This window comes from Geoglobus ahangari, assembly GCF_001006045.1.
Classification (GTDB): domain Archaea; phylum Halobacteriota; class Archaeoglobi; order Archaeoglobales; family Archaeoglobaceae; genus Geoglobus; species Geoglobus ahangari.
In genome coordinates, this window is the sequence record NZ_CP011267.1 from 382403 (window position 1) to 401845 (window position 19443).

General features: G+C 57.2%; 18 protein-coding genes, 1 tRNA gene, 2 rRNA genes and 1 other RNA gene. 2 read left to right on the forward strand and 20 right to left on the reverse strand.

Annotation, left to right across the window (positions count from 1 at the left end; genetic code table 11):
* Window positions 1-150: 150 nt before the first annotated feature.
* The 3 genes from rnpB to GAH_RS02220 all read right to left on the reverse strand — a co-directional run bounded on the left by rnpB (window position 151) and on the right by GAH_RS02220 (window position 1034).
* Window positions 151-398, reverse strand: an RNA gene (gene rnpB / locus GAH_RS10500) — RNase P RNA component.
* Window positions 399-447: 49 nt separating this feature from the next.
* Window positions 448-807, reverse strand: a complete 360-nt coding sequence (locus GAH_RS02215; protein WP_048094489.1) for a helix-turn-helix transcriptional regulator — start codon at window positions 805-807, stop codon at window positions 448-450.
* Between the two features lie 2 nt (window positions 808-809).
* A complete protein-coding gene (locus tag GAH_RS02220; protein WP_048094490.1) occupies window positions 810-1034 on the reverse strand; it encodes an LSM domain-containing protein in 225 nt (74 codons plus the stop codon).
* 109 nt (window positions 1035-1143) lie between these two features.
* Between GAH_RS02220 and GAH_RS02225 the strand changes: the two genes are divergently transcribed.
* A complete protein-coding gene (locus tag GAH_RS02225; protein ID WP_048094491.1) occupies window positions 1144-2070 on the forward strand; it encodes an NAD-dependent epimerase/dehydratase family protein in 927 nt (308 codons plus the stop codon).
* Here GAH_RS02225 and GAH_RS02230 read toward each other — a convergent pair.
* From GAH_RS02230 to GAH_RS02290, 14 genes are all read right to left on the reverse strand, one after another.
* The gene (locus GAH_RS02230) at window positions 2041-2679 is read right to left on the reverse strand and encodes a heme exporter protein CcmB (RefSeq protein WP_048094492.1); all 639 of its coding nucleotides are present in this window, start codon (window positions 2677-2679) and stop codon (window positions 2041-2043) included. The genes GAH_RS02225 and GAH_RS02230 overlap by 30 nt on opposite strands.
* Window positions 2676-3341 (reverse strand): ABC transporter ATP-binding protein, encoded by a 666-nt coding sequence (locus GAH_RS02235; protein WP_048094493.1) that lies wholly within the window; start codon window positions 3339-3341, stop codon window positions 2676-2678. Before GAH_RS02235 ends, GAH_RS02230 begins: the two co-directional genes overlap by 4 nt.
* The gene (locus tag GAH_RS02240) at window positions 3338-4495 is read right to left on the reverse strand and encodes an NAD(P)-binding protein (protein ID WP_048094494.1); all 1158 of its coding nucleotides are present in this window, start codon (window positions 4493-4495) and stop codon (window positions 3338-3340) included. Before GAH_RS02240 ends, GAH_RS02235 begins: the two co-directional genes overlap by 4 nt.
* The gene (locus tag GAH_RS10525) at window positions 4492-4659 is read right to left on the reverse strand and encodes a DUF362 domain-containing protein (protein WP_084632238.1); all 168 of its coding nucleotides are present in this window, start codon (window positions 4657-4659) and stop codon (window positions 4492-4494) included. The genes GAH_RS02240 and GAH_RS10525 overlap by 4 nt, the downstream gene beginning before the upstream one ends.
* Window positions 4660-4701: 42 nt before the next feature.
* On the reverse strand, window positions 4702-6258 hold the full coding sequence (locus GAH_RS10280) for a sensor histidine kinase (RefSeq protein ID WP_052747722.1): 1557 nt from the start codon (window positions 6256-6258) through the stop codon (window positions 4702-4704).
* On the reverse strand, window positions 6255-7340 hold the full coding sequence (locus GAH_RS02250; protein ID WP_048094495.1) for a DNA topoisomerase IV subunit A: 1086 nt from the start codon (window positions 7338-7340) through the stop codon (window positions 6255-6257). Before GAH_RS02250 ends, GAH_RS10280 begins: the two co-directional genes overlap by 4 nt.
* Window positions 7330-9102 (reverse strand): DNA topoisomerase VI subunit B, encoded by a 1773-nt coding sequence (locus GAH_RS02255; protein ID WP_048094496.1) that lies wholly within the window; start codon window positions 9100-9102, stop codon window positions 7330-7332. The genes GAH_RS02250 and GAH_RS02255 overlap by 11 nt, the downstream gene beginning before the upstream one ends.
* Before the next feature lie 5 nt (window positions 9103-9107).
* Complete coding sequence (locus tag GAH_RS02260) at window positions 9108-9338, reverse strand: Lrp/AsnC family transcriptional regulator (RefSeq protein ID WP_048094497.1); 231 nt, start codon at window positions 9336-9338, stop codon at window positions 9108-9110.
* A gap of 144 nt (window positions 9339-9482) precedes the next feature.
* The gene (locus GAH_RS02265) at window positions 9483-9881 is read right to left on the reverse strand and encodes a restriction endonuclease (RefSeq protein WP_048094498.1); all 399 of its coding nucleotides are present in this window, start codon (window positions 9879-9881) and stop codon (window positions 9483-9485) included.
* Window positions 9853-10902, reverse strand: a complete 1050-nt coding sequence (locus GAH_RS02270; protein ID WP_048094499.1) for a DUF1786 domain-containing protein — start codon at window positions 10900-10902, stop codon at window positions 9853-9855. Before GAH_RS02270 ends, GAH_RS02265 begins: the two co-directional genes overlap by 29 nt.
* A 38-nt stretch (window positions 10903-10940) precedes the next feature.
* Window positions 10941-11945: a radical SAM protein gene (locus GAH_RS02275; protein ID WP_048096675.1), complete on the reverse strand. Its 1005-nt coding sequence runs from the start codon at window positions 11943-11945 to the stop codon at window positions 10941-10943.
* 81 nt (window positions 11946-12026) lie between these two features.
* A 23S ribosomal RNA gene (locus GAH_RS02280) occupies window positions 12027-14986 on the reverse strand.
* A gap of 126 nt (window positions 14987-15112) precedes the next feature.
* A tRNA-Ala gene (locus GAH_RS02285) sits at window positions 15113-15185 on the reverse strand.
* Between the two features lie 49 nt (window positions 15186-15234).
* Window positions 15235-16726: ribosomal RNA gene (locus GAH_RS02290) — 16S ribosomal RNA — on the reverse strand.
* Together the 16S and 23S rRNA genes with 1 tRNA gene alongside form the textbook arrangement of a ribosomal RNA operon.
* Before the next feature lie 424 nt (window positions 16727-17150).
* Here GAH_RS02290 and GAH_RS02295 point away from each other — a divergent pair.
* A complete protein-coding gene (locus GAH_RS02295) occupies window positions 17151-17735 on the forward strand; it encodes a nitroreductase family protein (protein ID WP_048094500.1) in 585 nt (194 codons plus the stop codon).
* Here the strand turns inward: GAH_RS02295 and GAH_RS02300 are convergent, their stop codons facing one another.
* The 3 genes from GAH_RS02300 to GAH_RS10645 are packed head-to-tail and all read right to left on the reverse strand — an operon-like array spanning window position 17736 to window position 19439.
* Window positions 17736-18260 carry an adenylate kinase family protein gene (locus GAH_RS02300; RefSeq protein WP_048094501.1) on the reverse strand — a complete coding sequence of 175 codons (525 nt, stop codon included), beginning with the start codon at window positions 18258-18260 and terminating at the stop codon, window positions 17736-17738. It abuts the gene before it with no gap.
* The gene (gene hisC, locus GAH_RS02305) at window positions 18248-19294 is read right to left on the reverse strand and encodes a histidinol-phosphate transaminase (protein WP_048094502.1); all 1047 of its coding nucleotides are present in this window, start codon (window positions 19292-19294) and stop codon (window positions 18248-18250) included. Before hisC ends, GAH_RS02300 begins: the two co-directional genes overlap by 13 nt.
* A complete protein-coding gene (locus GAH_RS10645; protein ID WP_156967365.1) occupies window positions 19284-19439 on the reverse strand; it encodes a hypothetical protein in 156 nt (51 codons plus the stop codon). The genes hisC and GAH_RS10645 overlap by 11 nt, the downstream gene beginning before the upstream one ends.
* Window positions 19440-19443: the final 4 nt, after the last annotated feature.

Consider the following 19443-nt stretch of genomic DNA (forward strand, 5'->3'; position numbering starts at 1 on the left):
TTTTGATAAAGCCCTTATGACATCATTGTAAGACACTACTGGCAGCTTAGACATTAAGACATCCGGAGAAGCCGGAAAAATAAAAGAATTGCAGAAATATCGACTCGCAAACCAAGCAAAATCAGCTTATTAAAAATTGAGATACCGGGGGAGTGGCGGTAGTAAGCCCCCTTCTGTTTCAGGCAGCATCCGTCTGAGCGGCACATGCCTTGCACCGGCGGGGACGGCCGTTTCAACTCCCGCAGGTGATCTCGGCCTTCCGGCTTCCTCGCATTACCCTGCAGGAGTGACGTTTCTGTTCCGTTGCCGTGCCTCTCGGCACGACGCCTTGCGGCGTCCCGCCATCAGCGGTGGGGGGACTTTCCTCCCGCACAGCGGGAAGCTGCCCTCCGCCGCTCCCCCAAAAAGAGTCTTGAGCGGAAGTAATATAAAAAAGTTGTCCCGACCTCAGCCGAGCGTCGCCTTTCTCAGGAACCAGACCTCGATTTTTATGCAGTCCGATGGCTCACAGTCGTAGACCCTGCAGCCGAAGCATGGAGGCAGGCCGGTGATGTCCTCGTACCTCTGCATTATTTCCATCAGAGTGAGCTCTTCCTCCTCTTCCTCCTCTGCGTCGGCTGGGACTATCTTGAATGTCTTGACGCCGTCCACGACTATCTCCAGTCTCTTTATGAGCCCCTCCTTCTCAAGCTTCCTGAGAATCCTTGAGCACTTGCTGCTGTCTATGTTGAGCTCCTTCCACAGATCCTTCTGAAGAATTGCTCCCTTTTCCTCGAGAAGCTTGAGGATCTGGTCCCTAATCTCCATCTTCAATCCTCAAACGGCTGGATGAGAATCACGTTGTTTCCTCTGAGCACTATGTCTCCCAGAACCCTCACCTTCTCCTCGCCTTTGTACTCTATTGCGTTGGAGAGGTGGAGGTTCATGTAGTCGTCAACACTCTCCAGCTTGCCCACAAGGCTGTTCTCCTCACCCTTCATCTCCACTCTAACCATTTTGCCGACCATTGACTTGACCATCTGGTTCGGAAGCACCCGCATCACCTCTTTCTGTCATTATTTTTTATTTTAGAGCGAAATAACGCCTCTAAGCAGACCTACCATTTATCAAAAATAGTATATATACCTTTCCAGATTTTGAAGCATGATACTGGTCACGGGAGGAGCAGGATTCATAGGAAGCCACATAGTCGACGCACTCATCGAAAGAGGTAACGAGGTCAGGATTATAGACAATTTATCATCCGGAAATCCTTCTTTCGTTAACGAAGATGCGGAATTTGTTGAGGGTGATCTGAGGCGCTTGGACGATGCCCTGAACGCCGTTAAAGGTGTTGAGGAGGTCTGGCACATAGCCGCCAACCCGGATGTCAGGCTGTCATACCAGAGGCCGGATGAGATTTATGAAAATAACGTTCTCGCCACGTGGAACCTTCTCGAGGCGATGAGAAAGGAGGGTGTGAGCAGAATCGTCTTCACATCTACGTCCACGGTTTACGGGGAGGCGAAGGTAATCCCCACCCCCGAAGAGTACCCGACGATGCCGATTTCCGTTTACGGCGCCTCAAAGGTTGCTGGTGAGGCCATGATCTCATCCTACTGCCACACATACGACATGAAGTCCTGGATCTTCAGGTTCGCCAACGTGATTGGAAGGAGGAGCAGGCACGGCGTGATCTACGACTTCATACTCAAGCTCAGGAAAAACCCGGAGGAGCTGGAGATACTTGGAAACGGGGAGCAGAACAAGTCGTACATATACATAGACGACTGCATTGGTGCGATGCTTCACGCCGTCGATAGGAGTGATGACGTTGTGAACATCTTCAACATAGGCAGCGAGGATCAGGTGAAGGTCAGGAGGATAGCGGAAATCGTCAGCGAGGAGATGGGGCTGAACCCGAGGTTTAGGTTCACCGGTGGAGACAGGGGCTGGAAGGGGGACGTGCCTGTGATGCTGCTGTCAATCGAGAAGCTGAAGTCCCTCGGCTGGAGGCCAAGGTACTCCAGCGAGGAGGCTGTCAGAAGGGCCGTGAGGGATCTACTCGACGAGGGCATAGTCGACAGTTAGGTAACCAACTGCAATCATCGCGGTTGAGAAGCCGAGCACCACGGAGAGAGGAGAAGCTATTCCCTCCACATTCCCCGACACGGCCATGCCAAACGCCTGAACTGTGGAGAGAATCACCGGAAATACGACGGGGAACAGCAGTATTGGAAGAAGAAGCTCCCTCGCCTTGGACTTTATAACGAGAACTGACAGGGAGCTGCTGACTATCACGAAAGCGAGATTGCCAGCGGTTATCGCAACAAGAGCCATCAGCAGGTTTTTTGGATAGATCTCAAAAACGGCCATGAAGATGGGCACAATTACGGCCTCAAGCAGAAGCATTATGACGGCGTTGAACACAATCTTTCCGAACAGGATTGAGGATGGCGAGACGGGAGAGATCCTAAGCGCATCAAGGGTGCCCGTCTCGACCTCCTTCAGGAACGCCCTCGAATAGCCGAGCATTCCCGCGAATATGAAGACCACCCAAAGCAACGCCGGCTCTGGATTCTCAACGGTGGCGCTGAAGAGCATTATGGACAGCAGTGCAAAGAGGAACAGGAAGTTTATTGTGTTCTTGGTTCTGAACTCCGACTTCAGATCCTTCTTCGCTATTTCGAGGAACTTCACCCCATCACCTCCCTGTAGACCCTCTCGACCTCATCTGCAGTCCCATCGTAAACGAGCCTTCCGTCCCTGATTATCAGCACCCTCGTGCAAAGCATCTCAGCCTCGCCAAGGTTGTGGGTGGTAAAGAGGATTGTTGCGCTGAACGAGGAAATGGCCTCGAAGAGCCTGTTCCTCCCCTCCACGTCAAGCCCGGTCGTGGGCTCGTCGAGTATCAGGAGGTCGGGATCGTTTATCAGAGCCCTCGCGATGGAGAGTCTCTGCTTCATCCCCCTCGAGTAGTTTCTTACGAGCTCGTGTCTCCTCTTCCACAGCCCGAACTCCCTGAGCAGCTCCCCAATCCTCTCCTCATCCAGCCCGTAGATCCTCGCGAAGAACTCGAGGTTCTCGTAAGCCGTGAGGTCGTCGTAGAGGAATGTGTTGTGGCTCACCACCCCAATCCTCGCCTTAACCTCCTCGTCAATTCTGGACTTCCCGAAGACCCTCACCTCTCCCCCCGTCGGCCTGATCTGCCCGCTTATGAGCTTGACCGTCGTTGTCTTCCCGCTGCCGTTGGGCCCGAGAAGCGCCACCCTCTCATCTCCGGATATTTCGAAGCTCAGCCCCTTCAGGGCCTTGAACCTTCCAAAGGTCTTCTCCACGTTTCGGAACTCCACGACCTTCACAGCAGCTCCCCCAGAACCCTCTCAACCCCAAGGGCCACCCCGTCAACCTCTATGTCCTCGCCCTTGGCACCGTCACCAACAACGTAAAGGTTCCTGTAGGGTGTGGAGTTGCTCTCCTTCATCCCAGCCATCACCCTGTTGACCGGCCAGTCACCCTTGTAGCTCTGAACCGCGATTATCACATAGCTGTACCCCTTGAGGATCTCCCTGAGCTCCTTGAGACCAGCAAGGATCTCCTCTCTGCTCCCCTCTCTCAGGGGCTGGTGGGCCTGAAGCATGTGCTTCTTCCCCAGATTGTCATCCGCATTCGTCACTTCATTCATCCCGGCTATCCTCATCCCGAGTGTGAAGAGGACTCCGGTGTGACCGACAAACGGCTCGTCAAGGGCGATCGTGTACTTCACACCCCTGCTCTCCGGCTTAACCTCCCCGTATCGCTCGCCGAGGAGTTCCATGGTGAGCTTGTGACCGAGGTTGGATACGACGACGTCATAATCACGCCTCTCCTTACCGTAAACGCCGAAGATCTCCCCCGGCTTTAGAGCCGTGACCTCCTCTCTCGCTATCACGCCATCGTTCGACTTTATAACCTCAGCAAGCTCCTCAACAACCGCCTTGCACCCGCCGACAGGAATCCCGGGACCTCTGTATCTCTCGGTTTGCCTGTAAATCGGAACTATGCTTCCGAAGCTGATCTGATCAGGGAAAACGCTCAGGCTCCATCCGAGGAACGCCCTCATGAAGAGGTATGCCCTCTCGCTCAGCCCCTTGCCGAACTCCTCCAGAGTTCTGTTCCTTCCAAACTTCAGCCTCAGAAACTCGAGATTGAGCTTCATCAGGTCTCTGAACGGAAACGACCTCCTGCTCAAAACCTCCCTTTCCCCGTTCCAGTAGATCTCGGCCTCGGGTCTTGAATCCACGATCTCCACCCTGCAGCCAGCCCTCCTCAGCAGCCTCGCCAGAGGGCCTTTGCTCCCGTGCGGGATCATGTGGAGAGCGCCGGTGCTGACCTCGTAGCCTTTGTAGCTTATAGACGTGAACCTGCCGCCGATGAACGGCAGTCTCTCGAAGACCTCAACCCTGTACCCGTTCTCTGCCAGAATTGCTCCCGTCAGCAGACCTCCGAGCCCCGCACCGACTATGCCGACCCTCATTCCACCACCAAGGCCGAGAGAGGACAGTAGGAAATGCACCTCCTGCAGAGAGTGCACCTCTCGTGATCTATCTCAGCTTTTCCTAAAACCTCAATCGCGTCGAACCTGCACGAAAGCTTGCAGAAAGAGCAGCCCACGCAGCTGTCCCTCACAACAACCTTCACCACAAAGCAAGTTGTCAGCAGAAATAAAAATTTTTTCAGGCCTCACGCTCTGGGCAGCCTGATCACGAACACCGCTCCGCCCTCCGGATTGTCCTCCACCCAGACCTTCCCACCGTACCTCTCGACTATCCTCCTCACGATGTAGAGGCCCAGTCCGAGGCTGTCCGCCGTGCTGAAACCCTCCCTGAAGATCTCCTCCTTGATCTCATCTGAGATCCCCCTGCCGTAGTCCTTAACCCTCAGCTCCACATACTCTTCCTTCTCAGCGATCTCGAACTCGATCCTCTCCGTTCCGCCATGCCTTATGGCGTTGCTGACGAGGTTGTCAACAACCGAGTATATCCCGACGTCCGCCAAGACCGTCGCGTCCCCGTGGATCTCGTAGGCAATGTCGTAGTTCTTCATGACCTCCTCGATGACCTCCCTGAGGTCTATTCTCTCGGGCCTGTAGTCGGTGAAGGCCACCTCAAGATTCTTGACCCTCTCAATCAGCCTCGCAGAGTCCTCTACAGCCTCCAGAATCCCCTCGTAAAACTCAGGAGTCTTCCTCTCCAGCCCCAGCTCCGCAAGCCCCATGATCCTCGTAAGCCTGTTGAGCAGGTCGTGCCTCATGAGCCTGTTGAGGAAGCGCAGGTTCTCGTTGGCCATCTCTAAGCTCCTCTGGGACTTCTGGATCTCGTCGAGCATCGTGTTGATGCTCTCGGCAAGTGATGAGATCTCGTCATCTCCCCTCACCTCCAGCCTCCTGTCAGAGTACCCGTGCTCCGTCACGGATCTCGTGAACTCGGAGATCTCCCGTATCCTCTCCACGTCCCTGCCAAGGACGATCAGTACGGCGAAGCCCACAACAACTGTGGTTGCGGAGACGAACACTATCGCGCTGAGCACGCCAAACCTCGAGAGGTCTCTCCAGTACGGGTGGAGCGAGTACTCGAAAACGAGCGCAATATCCCCTCTCACATCCCTGAGTGGGAGGTAAATGATGAGGTTTCCGTCCCTCAGCTCGTAAACCTGCTCTTCGACCCTCCTGTCGCTCAGTCCGATCTCAACGTCCTCGTGGGACTTCAGCTCGGAGATCATGTGCTCGTCAATGTACCTGACGAAGACCACATAACCGTTCTCCTCGCTCAGGGTCTCAACAGGGTGAACCGAGAATATGGCAGGCCTGTCGAGCAAGATTATGCCGCTCCTGTGCTCCACCATCGTTCCGATGCTTTCTCTGACTCGATCCGGGACCCTCACCCAGCTCCCGTTTCTCGAGTCGTAGGCGAGCGATGCAACCTCCTCATACGAGCTGTCAAGGACTATCGCAGCACTGATCCCGAGAAGCTTGAACAGCACCGGGTTTTCCAGCCTCCTCCCAACATCCCCGAGGTCGGAGAAGCTCTCTGCGTTCAGGTAGACTGCACACCTCTCGCCGAGCTCGTCAACCTGCCTGTCCATGAACCTCTCTATGCTGCCGGACTCCATCTCGACTACCATCTGCTCGATCTTATCGGAGATCGAAACGACGGAATACGTCACGTAGATGACCGAGAGGATGAGCATGCCGAGAAAGGACACGACTATTACCGCTACGAGCTTGGTCTGCAGCTTCATGCTTTCAAGATCCCCATCTCCGTTAATCTCTCGGGCAGGTAAACATCGGTGACGTAGTCGAGACCGTACTTGGCGAGTGCCTGCTGCTCCGACTTCTTGCCGAGGTCAAGCTGCAGCTTAACCTCGCTCCTCCAGAAGTCAGAATCAAAGCGCGGGTCGGTGAGAATCGCGTTCAAAGCCTTCACATCCTGCTCGTTCAGCTTGTCCGAAGGGAGGTTGTACTTCACGATGTCCGACGGCCTGATCCCCACGAATTTCGCTGCGGGAGTTGCGAGGTACTCGCTGAGGTGGGCTGACTTTATGCTCCCGTAAGCAACGCTGGCGTAGATCCTGTAGCTCCAGGGGTCTCCATCCGTGAAGACCACCACGGGCAGCCCGAGCTCTGTGTTCAGTCTCTTGAGCAGCCTTCTGGTGCTCCTCGCTGGCTGGCCTTTCAGGTGCACGATTATCGCGTCAAACTCCTCGTCAAACCCGTTCTCGACGAGCCTGTCCCTCATACCTCCGGTCTCTATTGCTATGACGAACTTCGCGTCGTGCTCGACAAACTCCAGCCTGTCCACGTTCACGGGAATCTGGTATCCACCCTCTCCAACGTCCTCCTGACAGTGGATCTCCCTAACACCCCTCCTCGTCTCCTCCCTAATCCTGATTGGGCCAATCACCGTAGCGCCATCCTCTTCTGGCCTTATGTGGAAGTGCTCCCTCTGAAAGGCGGTGAGAATCTCGAGATCCTCTATCAGCCTGTCGCTGTCGGCCTGCTCGTTGAACTTGGCCATCCCCCAGTTCTCGGAGATGTAGTAGAGCTCTCTGAGGGTCGAGGACTTGTTCACTTTGAGCTGCTCCTTTATGAAGCCCATCACGTACGCCATCCTGAGCATCATGTACGCTCCCTTAAGCGTCTTCGCAGACCTCGTTGATGTCCTGTCGCCATAAACCCACACCTCGCTCTCCTCATTGAACTCGATGTTGTACTTTGTTCTCGTGGAGATCTCTATCTCCGGTATCTCCCCATTCTTCAGCTGCTCGTAGATGGACTCGGCTATCCTGAGCAGGGCCTTCAACGCTTTCTGCTCAATATCCAAGCTTCACCACCTCTCCACCCGCGAGCATCTCTTCCTCAATCCCCTCAACGAGCGGCTTTCTGTTGATGTGCCTGCCTTTGAACTCGTACTCTATCCTGCACTCCTCCCCCGGCCCAACCTCCACGTCCCACTTGGCAGTCCTGTCCCCGTTTATCCCGCCGTCACACATTTCATAGATTCTGAGTCTCCTCCTCGCGCTGGAGAAGTTGTGAATGACTACGACGGCCCTGCCATCCCTTACCTCCCTCGACACGTACACCTTCCCCATTATCCTCGCTATAACCTTCTCAGCGTCAACCTTCTCCCTCTCGACCACCTCGCTTATCTTCTCCGCCAGCAGCGGGATGATCTTCAGGAGCTCTTCCTCCTTCTTCTTCCTCTTCTGAATGCTCTTCTTCCTCTCAACATACTCCTTCAACCTTCTCCCGCACTCCTGAAGCGCGAGCCTGACCTCCTCGATTATCTCGGGTATAGCTGCAACGGCCTCCTTGGACTCGGAAACGTAGGGAACGTTTGTGGAGGCGACGTGAACGAGTATTACTGCCGGAGCCACAGGCAGCTCGTTTTTGGACTGCTGAAGCCCGTAGTTCTTCCAGTTAACGCTCACCACAGCCTGAGTGAGGGCACAGCCGCTCTGCTGGTAGAGTAGCGGGATCTTGTTGGCAAACCTCAGAAGCGAAACCTTGTCCTCCTTGATCTCTCCCCCGTAGGCTATTCCGGCCTCGACGAGAAACGGATGCCCTGAGTAAACCTTCGGCTTCCTCGTCACAGCATAAACGAATTCTGGGGAGTACTCCTCCATCAGGCTCTTCATTATCAGGCTCTCACCTATCGGCGAGAGGCAGTCTACAGGAGGGGGGAGGAGGTCTGTCAGCCTGAAAGCGTTTATGAGCCTCTCGGCATCCTCCCTCGAGAGGGATGAGGGGCTCATGCTTGCAGGCAGACCGGCCTTTGCGAGGATCTCCTCGCTTATCTTGTCCCCAACTCTCACAAACTCGGTTTTGAGGAAGTTCTTCAGGTCTCTTGCCTTCGTGTTCTTGAGCATGGCCATCAGCGTACCTATCTCGATGCCGTGCGGGTGAGGTTTTATCTCCTTCGGCGGCTCAGGAGGGGTGTCGCTGATCCTCTTGAAATCGTGCACCTCCCCGTCGGGGGTTATGAAGGTGATTCTTGCGTGCGGGTTGACGACGGAGGTTTCCTTCAGGTACTCGTAAACGCTCTGCTTCCTCTCCTTGACGTAGCTGCCCCTTATCTCGAGCTCAATCCTCGTTCCGTGTGGTGAGAACCACTCAACCTCGCGCTCACTCACGATTTCGGGCTCGTTCTTCTTTGTGTCTATGAGGAGCTCGAACCTGTAGGCCTTTCCACCCTCAACCTTTGACGTGACAACCGTGGGCTTTCCGGTGGTGATCTGGGCGTAGAGGACTGCCGACGAGATTCCTATACCCTGCTGACCCCTGCTCTGCTTTATCGCGTGAAACCTCGATCCGTAAAGGAGCTTTCCGAATACCCTCGGTATCTGATCCCTCTCTATGCCCGGGCCGTTGTCCTCCACTACGATCCTGAAAAACCCCTCCCCGGTCTTGGAGATCTTGACCATTATGTCGGGCAGTATCCCCGCCTCCTCGCAGGCATCGAGGCTGTTGTCCACGGCCTCCCTGACACAGGTTATGAGCGCCTTGGATGGGTTGGAGTACCCGAGAATGTGCTTGTTCTTCTCAAAGAACTCGGCTATGCTTATCTCCCTGTGCTTGGAGCTCATAATGATCAGATTTCTGCCCCAACCACCGTTTGAGTCTTGGTGACGCCCTCAATATCCCGGATGGAGTCAACCGTCTTGTTGAGTTCTGAGAGGCTGCCCGCCTCGATGATGACCACGAAGTCGAACTCGCCGAAAACGTGGTAAACCTCCCTGACGTTCTTCATCTCCTTTATGGCCTTGTAAACCGCCTTTTCCCTTCCGGGAGAGACGTTCACCATTGTGACGCCAATAACCATGTTCGATACTTGTCCCGAACGCATAAAACCTTTTCCCTGCCTTTTGCAGGGCATAAGGAATATATCGCGCCCGCGCCAAAAACCCATGACCGATGATGAGCTGATCCGCCGCTGAGGCGGTGATGAGGCCAGTACGGTCTGAGGTCACCAGAACCCGAACTCGTGGAGATACGCGTGGATGTTCAGCAGGAAGTCGTTGAGCTTGACGAAAGGCACTATCACCGCACCCTTGTGCAAGTAAACGCTGTCGTCTATGAGCGGGACAACGACCGGCACAACTTTCCTCCCCTCGAGCCTTTCGAGCCTCTCACACCGCTTAGCGTGCTTCTCCGCCTCCCTTTTTATCGCCGACAGCCTGTACCAGCCGTGAGTGTACCTCTTCGCATCTATCGCCAGCACGAGTCCATACCTCTCCGCCAGCACGTCAATCTCCGCCCTGCCCTGCTCGTCTTTGAATACGTGGCGAAACCTTGTCGTGAATCCGTGGTGCTCGAGGATTTCCCTTATCGCTTCCTCAAACTCCTGCCACGTCGAAAAGTTCATGGCTCCTGAGCAGGCTGACCATTCCCACATTCCCCACGATCATGACATCGCCAACAGGGTTCGCCTCTCTGAAGTCGGAGAGCTGGGCATTGGGGCCAGTCGCAACAAAATCCCTGACCTCCACGACGCTGTCGATGTACGCTCCATGCCCTCCCTGCTCGTAGACAGCATCGTTCGTCAGCTCACCCCTGATGAACTGGCCGACCAGCCTGTTGATGTCCATCCTCCTGACTATGGATGTGTGGTGCTCCATGAGAGCGTAGATTCTGCCGTCCCTGTCCACAATCGCGAAGACCGTGTGGCCGTTGCCGAAGTTCATCACGAGGGCCGGAAACTCCCTTGCATCGAGCATAGCCCCGGCTATTGCTGAAAACACGGTGTCGATGACGTAGAGCTCGAAGTCTCTGCCCACCCTGTCCCCGTAATCTCTTACAGCCTCAGCAACGGCCATCATCCTGTTGTAGTGCTCCGGGATTTTCTCTGCAGGGTAGAGGAAGCTGTCGAGGTACGGGCTCTCCTTCAGAACCCTCTCGAACATTCTGAACCTGAACCTCCTGTTGCTCTCCTCCGGCGAGAAGCCGTGATCCTGAACGGAGATCACGAGCCTGTCTGGCAGATTCATGCCAAACGAGGAGAGCATAGATGAGTAGGCATCGAGATCCACGTCTCCAAGCTCTATTTCTACAAGATTCTCATCCTCGGGTCTCTCATCCACAATCGTCACGCCCTCAGCCCTCACCCTGTCAAGATCGTCGTTTATTGTCAGGGCGGGCTTCTCGTACGCGTAAACCCTGACCTTGCTCGCAGCCTCCCTTATGGCCCTGCTGCTCGGTCCCCCGCCCATTGTGTAGCCGGTGAGCAGGATGTTCCTCCCAGCATCGGCAATCTCTCTGACCCTCTTGGCCACAACCTTCGTCGGAGAGGGCATGACGGACTTGGGGCAGTTCCTGACGTTCTCCCCCTCAATGTAAAGCAGGAAGTCCTGCGTGCCCGTCCCCACATCGAGCGTGAAAATTTCCATGTCCTGAGTCTGAGGGCAAGTTAAAAAGGTTTGGCCGCCTAAGAGGTGAAATCGCCAATCCTCCTCTGAGAGGGATGAAAAGCTGAAGCACGCTTCACGGAAAAACCCGCCCTCTTGAGGGCTGCAAGGTCTGAAGAGCTCGCGATGAGGGACGCGCCCTTCACACCGATCCCGGGAACCTCGATGGGGGACAGCTTTTCTCCCCTCTCAAGCTTCCTCAGCGCCAGCGCGACCTTTGGATCTTCCCTGGGCAGAAAGCCGTCTTCCATAACTTTCTCGATTTCGGATGGGTCGAAGCCGTAGACCCTGATGAGCGCGTCAGCCCTGTAGAGGTTCACGAGCCTCCTCCTGCTCTCAGGCCTTCTGTTCTCGAGGGGCGTTCCGGAGATTGGCCTGAATGCGGAGTAGTAAACGCGCTTCACACCCATTCCGTAAAGCCTGCCCGCAACCCTCAGAATCTGGGAGTCCTTCTCCCCGAGACCCGCGATCAGCTGAGTAGTGAAGCTAACACCCATTTTCCTCGCATACTTCATGACAAACCTCAGCGTTCTGGAGAAATCTGACTTTGACTTCGTCGAGCAAAGCTCCGAGAGCAGAGAACGCGACGGGGACTCGAGGTTCAGGCTCACCCTGTTGGCAAGCTCAACCGCATGCCTTATCTGATCCCTGCTGCAGCCCGGGATGATCTTCAGGTGCATGTAGCCGCGGAAGTTCTCTCTGATCATCTCTCCGGCACGCAGGATGTCGTCCATCGACCTCTCCGGGTCCCTTATGGAGTTGGAGAGGAACGCGCCGTTGACAAGACCCCTCTCCCTCATGAGAAAGAAGAGTCTGGCAATCTCCTCGGGGCTCGAGTTCACCCCCCTATTCCACGCGTTGTGGCAGTAGAGGCAGTCGTACGAGCATGAGGATGAGATGACCGTCTTCAGTAGTCTGAGATTCCCCGAGCGATAGATGTGCCTAAGAGGGTCGTAAACGCACCTCTCGTGGCACACGTCGTAGCTGGAGAGCTGGATGAGACGGTAGAGTTTTCCAAGCTCCACAGACAAAGTCTTTCAGAATAGTATGTAGATTTTTCGGGCCGTGTACAGGTCTGTTCCCAGCATATACCTGAGACCGGCAAGGCAACCCGGCACGGGCTTTAGTGACCGCGGGCTGAACGGCTCGCCCGAAGGCTCGCCGCTTACACCCCGGCCCTATCAAACGGGTCTTCTACCCGCGCCCTTATGGGCGGCTCTTTTCGGGGGCGGTTTCAGGCTTAGATGCTTTCAGCCTTTAACCGCATGGCGCGTAGCTGCCCGGCAGTGCCCTGCCGGACAACCGGTCGACCAGAGGCGCCGGAGGCTCGTTCCTCTCGTACTAGAGCCTCCTTCCCCTCAGCCGCCCAGACACCCCCGTTAGATAGCAACCGACCTGTCTCACGACGGTCTAAACCCAGCTCACGATCCCCTTTAATAGGCGAACAACCTCACCCTTGGCCGCTGCTGCACGGCCAGGATGGGGAGAGCCGACATCGAGGTAGCAAGCCCCCGGGTCGATATGTACTCTCGCCGGGGACAACTCTGTTATCCCTGGGGTAGCTTTTCTGTCGTCACCCGGCCTCACCAAAAGGCCAGGGTGGTTCGCTAGGCCCGCCTTTCGGCTCGTGACTCCTTATTGTGCGGAGTCACGTCAGGCCGGCTTTTGCCCTTGCACTCTACGGCGGAGTTCTGACCCGCCTGAGCCGACCTTTGGGCTCCCCCGATACCTTTTCGGGGGAGTGGCGCCCCACCCAAACTGCCCACCTACCGATGTCCCCGCAGCGCGGGTTAGCCCCACAGCTGAAGGTGGGCGGTGTCTCATCGACGGCTCCACCCGGCCCGGAGACCGGGCTTCGAAGCCTCCCGCCTACCCTGCGCACCCCCAGCTGTGAGGCAACGGCAGGCTGCAGTAAAGCTCCACAGGGTCTTCGCTTCCCAACGGGGGTCCCCAGACTCTTCACTGGGATGTCGGGTTCGCCGGCTTCCGGCCGGGGACAGTGGGGGGGTCGTTAATCCGTTCATGCAAGCCGCCAATTAAGCGGCAAGGTATTACGCTACCTTAAGAGGGTCATAGTTACCCCCGCCGTTTACGGGCCCTTCGCCCGGTTGAACCCGGGTTTCAGGTACCCGCACTGGGCAGGACTCAGGGGCTGTACTAACCCTTCCGGGGTTGCAGCCCCCTGTGTTTTTAGTAAACAGTCGCCCCCCCCCTAGGCACTGCGACCTGCGGTCTGCTAAACCGCAGGCACCCCTTCTAGCGAACATACGGGGCCAACTTGCCGAATTCCCTCGGCCGGAATGTTCCGCCACGCCTTGGCTTGCTCAGCCAGGGCACCTGTGTCGGTTCTCGGTACGGTCCTCCCGTCCCCCTTTTCACGGGCCCCAGGAGTCGGCCGACTTAACGCCATCACGCCTTCACCCCCTTCTCTCCATTACGGAACTCCGGGGGCTTCAGCGCTTGGACGGGCTGGCAGCTCCCGCTCGGCCTATCCCGAGGCGTCGGGGCGGCGAAAGCCACAACCGCAGAGCAGTCGGACGGGGGGTGCAGGAATATTAACCCGCTTCCCTTTTCGGTGGCTGCGAATTACGCGCCACCTTAGGACCGACTAACCCACGGCTGACGAACATTGCCGTGGAACCCTTGCCCTTCCGGCGGCCGGGATTCTCACCCGGCTATGCTGCTACTACCGCCAGGATTCTCGTTACCGACGGCTCCACCCGAGCTCACGCCACGGGCTTCTACGCCATCGGTACGCCCCCCTACCGGATCACCTTTCGGTGCCCCGGGGTATCGGCGGCCGGCTTGAGCCCCGTCCATTTTCGGCGCCCCGAGTCTCGGCGGGTGAGCTGTTACGCACTCCTTAGAGGGTGGCTGCTTCTAAGCCTACCTCCCCGCTGTCTTCGACCCGGGACCTCCTTTATCGTTTACACTTAGCCGGCACTTAGGGGCCTTAACCCCGGTCTGGGTTGTCTCCCTCGCGGACATGGAGCTTAACCCCATGCCCTGACTCCGCCCATCTACGACGGTAGTGGATTCGGAGTTTGACAGGGGGGCGAGGGTTTCACCCCCCGACTCCCCCAATCAGTGCTCTACCCCACTACCAGCCTCCGGGCGGGTCATACTGCGGTATGTTTCGGGGGGAACCAGCTATCCCCGGGCTCGATTGGACTTTCACCCCTAGACGGGGGTCAGAGGAGCGATTTGAACATCAACACCCCTGCGGGCCTCCACGGCTCTTTCGAGCCGCTTCACCCTGCCCCCGCCTAGATCGCCCGGCTTCGGGTCGTACGGCAGAGACTACGGGCGAGCGCACCCCGCCCCTCGCAGAAGCTGCGGGCTGTCGGTTTCCCTTCGGCTCCGGGCTTCAAGCCCTTAGCCTCGCCTCTGCCGTACACTCCCTGGCCCGTTCTTCAACACGTACGCGGTGACTCCGGTGTCCCGGCTCGTACTCGCGCCTCGCGGCGCTTTCCTTCACCGGGCTTACCCTTTCGAGCCACCGCTCACTATCCCCGGCCAGTTTCAGGCTCTTTTCACTCCCCTTCTCGGGGTTCTTTTCAGCTTTCGGTCACCCTACTATTGCGCTATCGGACTCGGGACGTATTTAGCCTTGGGGGTTGATGACCCCCAGCTTCCCGCGAGAATTCCAACCCGCGGTACTCAGGTGACCCCACCTTGTAACCTGAGGGCTTACGCCTACGGGGCTATCACCCTCTACGGCGCCGCGTTCCAGCGGACTTCGGCTTCACCCTCAGGCATTAGGCGGGGACCTGCTACACCACATCCACCCTCCCTTACGGGAGGGTGTTCGGTTTGGGCTGTGCCGCTTTCGGTCGCCCCTACTCACGGCATCGCGTTTGCTTTCTTTTCCTGCGGGTACTCAGATGCTTCCTTTCCCCGCGTTCCCGCTCCCTGATGGGAGCGTCCCCGAAGGGACAGGATATCCCATTCGGGGATCCCGGGTTCTACGGCTCCCTGCGCCTCCCCCGGGCTTTTCGCAGCTTGGCACGCCCTTCGTCGGCGCCCGAGCCCAGCCATCCACTGGCCGGGATAGTTGCCGGAAGAGCCTCACCGGTCCCAGTAAGTACCTGGGAACAGACCTGTACACGGCCTCACAGCCCACGTGGGGCTAGGCCCTTCCCCGACGACTTTTCCATCGCCGGGTGCACCTCAACCGATGAATCTTAATCAATGGACTCGTCGGGATTCGAACCCGAGGCCTCCGCCTCGCAAAGGCGGCGCTCTCCCAGCTGAGCTACGAGCCCATGGGCTTGCCAGCATTTAGGCTCCGGCGGGAGAAAGGCCCGCTACGTTAGGAGGTGATCCAGCCGCAGATTCCCCTACGGCTACCTTGTTACGACTTAGCCCCCCTCGCGGACCCTGGGTTCGAGAGTGCCCTAGGGGCACCCCCTCACCCCTGGCCCACTCGGGTGGCTTGACGGGCGGTGTGTGCAAGGAGCAGGGACGTATTCACCGCGCCATTTTGAGGCGCGATTACTACGGATTCCAGGTTCACGAGGGCGAGTTGCAGCCCTCGATCCCAGGTTAGACCGGGTTTAGGAGATTACCTACCCCTTTCGGGGTCGGTACCCATTGTCCCGGCCATTGTAGCCCGCGTGTAGCCCGGGGGATTCGGGGCATACGGACCTGCCGTTGCCCGCACCTTCCTCCGGCTTAGCGCCGGCAGTCCCCCCAGTGTGCCCGGCATCCCCGAAGGGATCCGCTGGCAACTGGGGGCGCGGGTCTCGCTCGTTGCCTGACTTAACAGGATGCTTCACAGTACGAACTGACGGCGGCCATGCACCACCTCTCAGCTAGTCTGGTAGGGTCTTCAGCCCGACCTTCATCCCGCTGTCTCCCCCGGTAAGCTTCCCGGCGTTGAATCCAATTAAACCGCAGGCTCCACCCGTTGTAGTGCTCCCCCGCCAATTCCTTTAAGTTTCAGCCTTGCGGCCGTACTTCCCAGGCGGCGGGCTTAACGGCTTCCCTCCGGCACCGCGACAGCTCGTGGCTGTCGCGACACCTAGCCCGCATCGTTTACAGCCTGGACTACCCGGGTATCTAATCCGGTTCGCTCCCCAGGCCTTCGTCCCTCACCGTCGGACCCGTTCCAGCCGGGCGCCTTCGCCACAGGTGGTCCTCCCGGGATTACAGGATTTCACCCCTACCCCGGGAATACCCCCGGCCTCTCCCGGTCCCTAGTCTGGCAGTATCCCCCGGCAGCCTGACGGTTAAGCCGCCAGATTTCCCGGGGGACTTGCCAGACCGGCTACGGACGCTTTAGGCCCAATAATAGTGGCCGCCACTCGGGCCGCCGGTATTACCGCGGCGGCTGCCACCGGCCTTGCCCGGCCCTTGCTGTGGGGAGCTTTTTAGGCTCCCCGACAGCCGATGCGAGGCATCGGCACTCCGGCTAGCCCCGTCGCGGTTTCCCGCATTGCGGAGGTTTCGCGCCTGCTGCGCCCCGTAGGGCCTGGACCCGTGTCTCAGGGTCCATCTCCGGGCTCCCACTCTCATGGCCCGTACGGATCTTCGGCTTGGCGGGCCGTTACCCCGCCAACTACCTAATCCGCCGCAGACCCATCCTCGGGCGCTGAGCGCTTTCGGTGATGGGGCATTCCAGCACCCATCACCTATGGGGGATTAGCCCCAGTTTCCCGGGGTTATCCCCCACCCGAGGGCAGGTTGTCCACGTGTTACTGAGCCGTCCGCCGGTGCTTGCACCCCCGAAGGGGTACAAGCCCCTTGACTCGCATGGCTTAGTCCCAGCCGGATAGCAGCGGCCTCTGGCAGGATCAACCAGAATTGGCGGGGGAAAAGGTGAATACGTCCCTTCTCCCGCCGGATTTGCCTTGCTGGCAAGCCCATCTCAGACGTGTCCCCTCTGGACACGTCCTCCCTCGCTATACCGCGGGTGGGAACACCGCCCCTCATCCCGGGCTTTCGCCCTCTCGGGGCCCTTGCCGGACCCGCGGTTTTTGGTAATGTGTTATTGGGACTTTGTGATTTATAAGCTTTATCGTTGCTCTCACGCCCCCAAAGGGCGATTTGAAGCTTGTCAATTCAGGATTTATAAACATTTCCCATGTCTCAGGGGCTTTCCTCCCTCGGAAAACCCCCGCACCTCGTGGAATTAGCTGGTTAGGGCTGGAAATATAAACCTTTTGGATGAGAATTGCTACTGAAAAATTATGGCAAATTAGAAATAAGAGAACTGAGAGTTACGTAACATGGAAGAGTGTTTCGAATGTGTCGAGAGGGTGATTAAGGAGAGAAGATCCCACAGAGTTTACGATGGCAGGCCTGTCGAGAGGGAGAAGCTCGAGAAGATGATAGAGCTCGCGATGTGGGCTCCATCGGCAATGAACAGGCAGCAGTGGTTCTTTGTCGTGGTTTCCGGGAAGAAGCTGGAGGAGCTGAGAGACACGCTGAGGAAGAGCTTCGACCACATCCACGACAGGCTGAAGAGGTTCTACGCGGACAACCCGAAGGTCATACGGTTCACCAAGCAGTTCTTCGAAAGCCTCGGAAACGCACCTGTTGTGATCTTCGCCTACTATATTCCAACCGGAGATGACTACAGCGATGTGCAGAGCGTTTCGGCCGCTATTCAGAACATGCTGCTTGCAGCCCATGCAATGGGCCTCGGAACCTGCTGGATGACTGGGCCTGTGCACGTGGAGGAGGAAATAAACAGGGCGCTCGGAATTGAGGACAAGAAGTTTGTGGCCGCAATAACAGTTGGGTACCCCGCCAAGAACCCGCCGGTTCCGCCGAGAAGGGATGTTGACAAGAAGGTAGTGTGGATGGTTTAGCTACCTCCTCACGAACTCGTCTATCCTGTCCCCAAGCTCTGCGATCCAGTCAATGCCCCCCGGAGGGAGGCTTACCTCCCCTCTGAATATTTTCTCCACCAGATCCGCCACCTCTTCTGGGGTTTTGCCAGTAGTGTCGATCTCGTGAACCTCCTCGCAGACCTCAAGGGCCTCGACAAGGATGTAGTCAATTATCTCGGCCTCAAGATTTTCCGCGATCTTCTCCTCGCTCCATCCCTTGCCCTCCATCCTCCTCCTCAGCTCCACTGGATTGCACCTGAGAACCACACACCTCCTGGCAATGTGGTGGCTGAGGTGCCCCTCAACAAAATCCGCGCTGAAATCATCCTCGCTGAACCTCTCCACGAGCGCCTCAAGGTCGACCAGCTTCTCCTCTCCATCCTCCTCGAGGCAGTCGTAGTGCTCCGCTATCTCGTTCAGGTGCAGAACCCTGTACCCCCTGCTCCTGAGCACCTCGGCAACGCTCGTCTTGCCGACCCCCGGAGTCCCGGTTATCGCGAGCATAGAACCTCCTCCAGAGCTGAGAGGAAGATGTCGTTCTCCTCTCTCCTGCCAATGCTCACCCTGACCGCGTTCTTGCCCGCACCCTCAAAGCCTGAGAGGTTTCTGACTATCACACCCCTCCTCTCCAGCTCACTCACGAGTTTGTCCGAGCTCATCCCGGTCTCGAGGTAGATGAAGTTGGCCTCTGACGGGTAAGGCCTTGCGAGCTTTTCGAGCTCCCTGTAAAGCCTCTCCCTCTCCTCAACAATCCTCCCCACAGCCTCCCTCATCCACTCCAAGTCCTGAAGGGCAGCGATTCCAGCCCTTATTGCAGGAGTTGAGACGGGGAAGGGGGTGTTGAACTTCATGAACTCCTTCCTGACATCCGGGTGCATCACCCCGTAACCAAGCCTGATGTTGGCAAGGCCAAACGCCTTTGAGAACGTCCTGCCGACTATCACGTTCTCGTACTCTGCAAGGCGGATCAATTGCCTCTCTGTGAACTCCGCATAGGCCTCGTCGATGAAAACATAGCCCTTAACACTCTCCACCACATGCCTCACAAACTCAGGATCCTCCACATTCCCAGTGGGGTTGTTGGGTGAGCAGATGATCGTCAGCTTTGCCCCGTCATCAAAATCCCTCATCTCCCAGCCCTCACCCCTCCCAACCTTCACCTCTTTCGCCCTGTAGATCTTGGAGAGGATCGAGTAGTAGGGGAAAGTGGGAACGGCGAAGCACACCCTGTCCCCGGGCTCGAGAAGCATCTTGAAGACGGTCTCGAGAACCCCATCCATTCCGGCAGAGACGGCAACCATGTCGCTCTCAAACCCGATGTAGTCCGAGATTGCCTCTCTCAGCTCTTCCGGATCAGAGGGGGGGTAAACGTTCGGGGAAAACTCACTCCTGAGAGCCTCCAGAACCCTCGGAGAACAGCCGTACGGGTTCTCGTTGGAGGTGAGCTTCACCACCCTTTCGAGCCCGTACTTCCTCTTTATCTCCTCAACGCTCTTCCCCGGAACGTATTCCGGGATTCTGTCTGCGTCACTCCTCATCCTTCTTTATGACAAGTTCCAACTCCTTCCAGTCCTCCGGCACGCCCTTCAGAGTTGAGATCAGGGCGGAGATGACCTTCAGAAACACGTCGCTGACGTACCTGTTCAGCGGAATCTTCTTCCCATCTATTTTCAGCTCAATCACGACA

Coding starts and splice junctions, on each gene's coding strand:
- GAH_RS02215 (WP_048094489.1), bottom strand. CDS start 807: ATGGAGATTAGGGACCAGATCCTCAAGCTTCTCGAGGAAAAGGGAGCA.
- GAH_RS02225 (WP_048094491.1), top strand. CDS start 1,144: ATGATACTGGTCACGGGAGGAGCAGGATTCATAGGAAGCCACATAGTC.
- GAH_RS02240 (WP_048094494.1), bottom strand. CDS start 4,495: ATGAGGGTCGGCATAGTCGGTGCGGGGCTCGGAGGTCTGCTGACGGGA.
- GAH_RS10280 (WP_052747722.1), bottom strand. CDS start 6,258: ATGAAGCTGCAGACCAAGCTCGTAGCGGTAATAGTCGTGTCCTTTCTC.
- GAH_RS02255 (WP_048094496.1), bottom strand. CDS start 9,102: ATGAGCTCCAAGCACAGGGAGATAAGCATAGCCGAGTTCTTTGAGAAG.
- GAH_RS02260 (WP_048094497.1), bottom strand. CDS start 9,338: ATGGTTATTGGCGTCACAATGGTGAACGTCTCTCCCGGAAGGGAAAAG.
- GAH_RS02265 (WP_048094498.1), bottom strand. CDS start 9,881: ATGAACTTTTCGACGTGGCAGGAGTTTGAGGAAGCGATAAGGGAAATC.
- GAH_RS02270 (WP_048094499.1), bottom strand. CDS start 10,902: ATGGAAATTTTCACGCTCGATGTGGGGACGGGCACGCAGGACTTCCTG.
- GAH_RS02295 (WP_048094500.1), top strand. CDS start 17,151: ATGGAAGAGTGTTTCGAATGTGTCGAGAGGGTGATTAAGGAGAGAAGA.
- GAH_RS02300 (WP_048094501.1), bottom strand. CDS start 18,260: ATGCTCGCGATAACCGGGACTCCGGGGGTCGGCAAGACGAGCGTTGCC.
- hisC (WP_048094502.1), bottom strand. CDS start 19,294: ATGAGGAGTGACGCAGACAGAATCCCGGAATACGTTCCGGGGAAGAGC.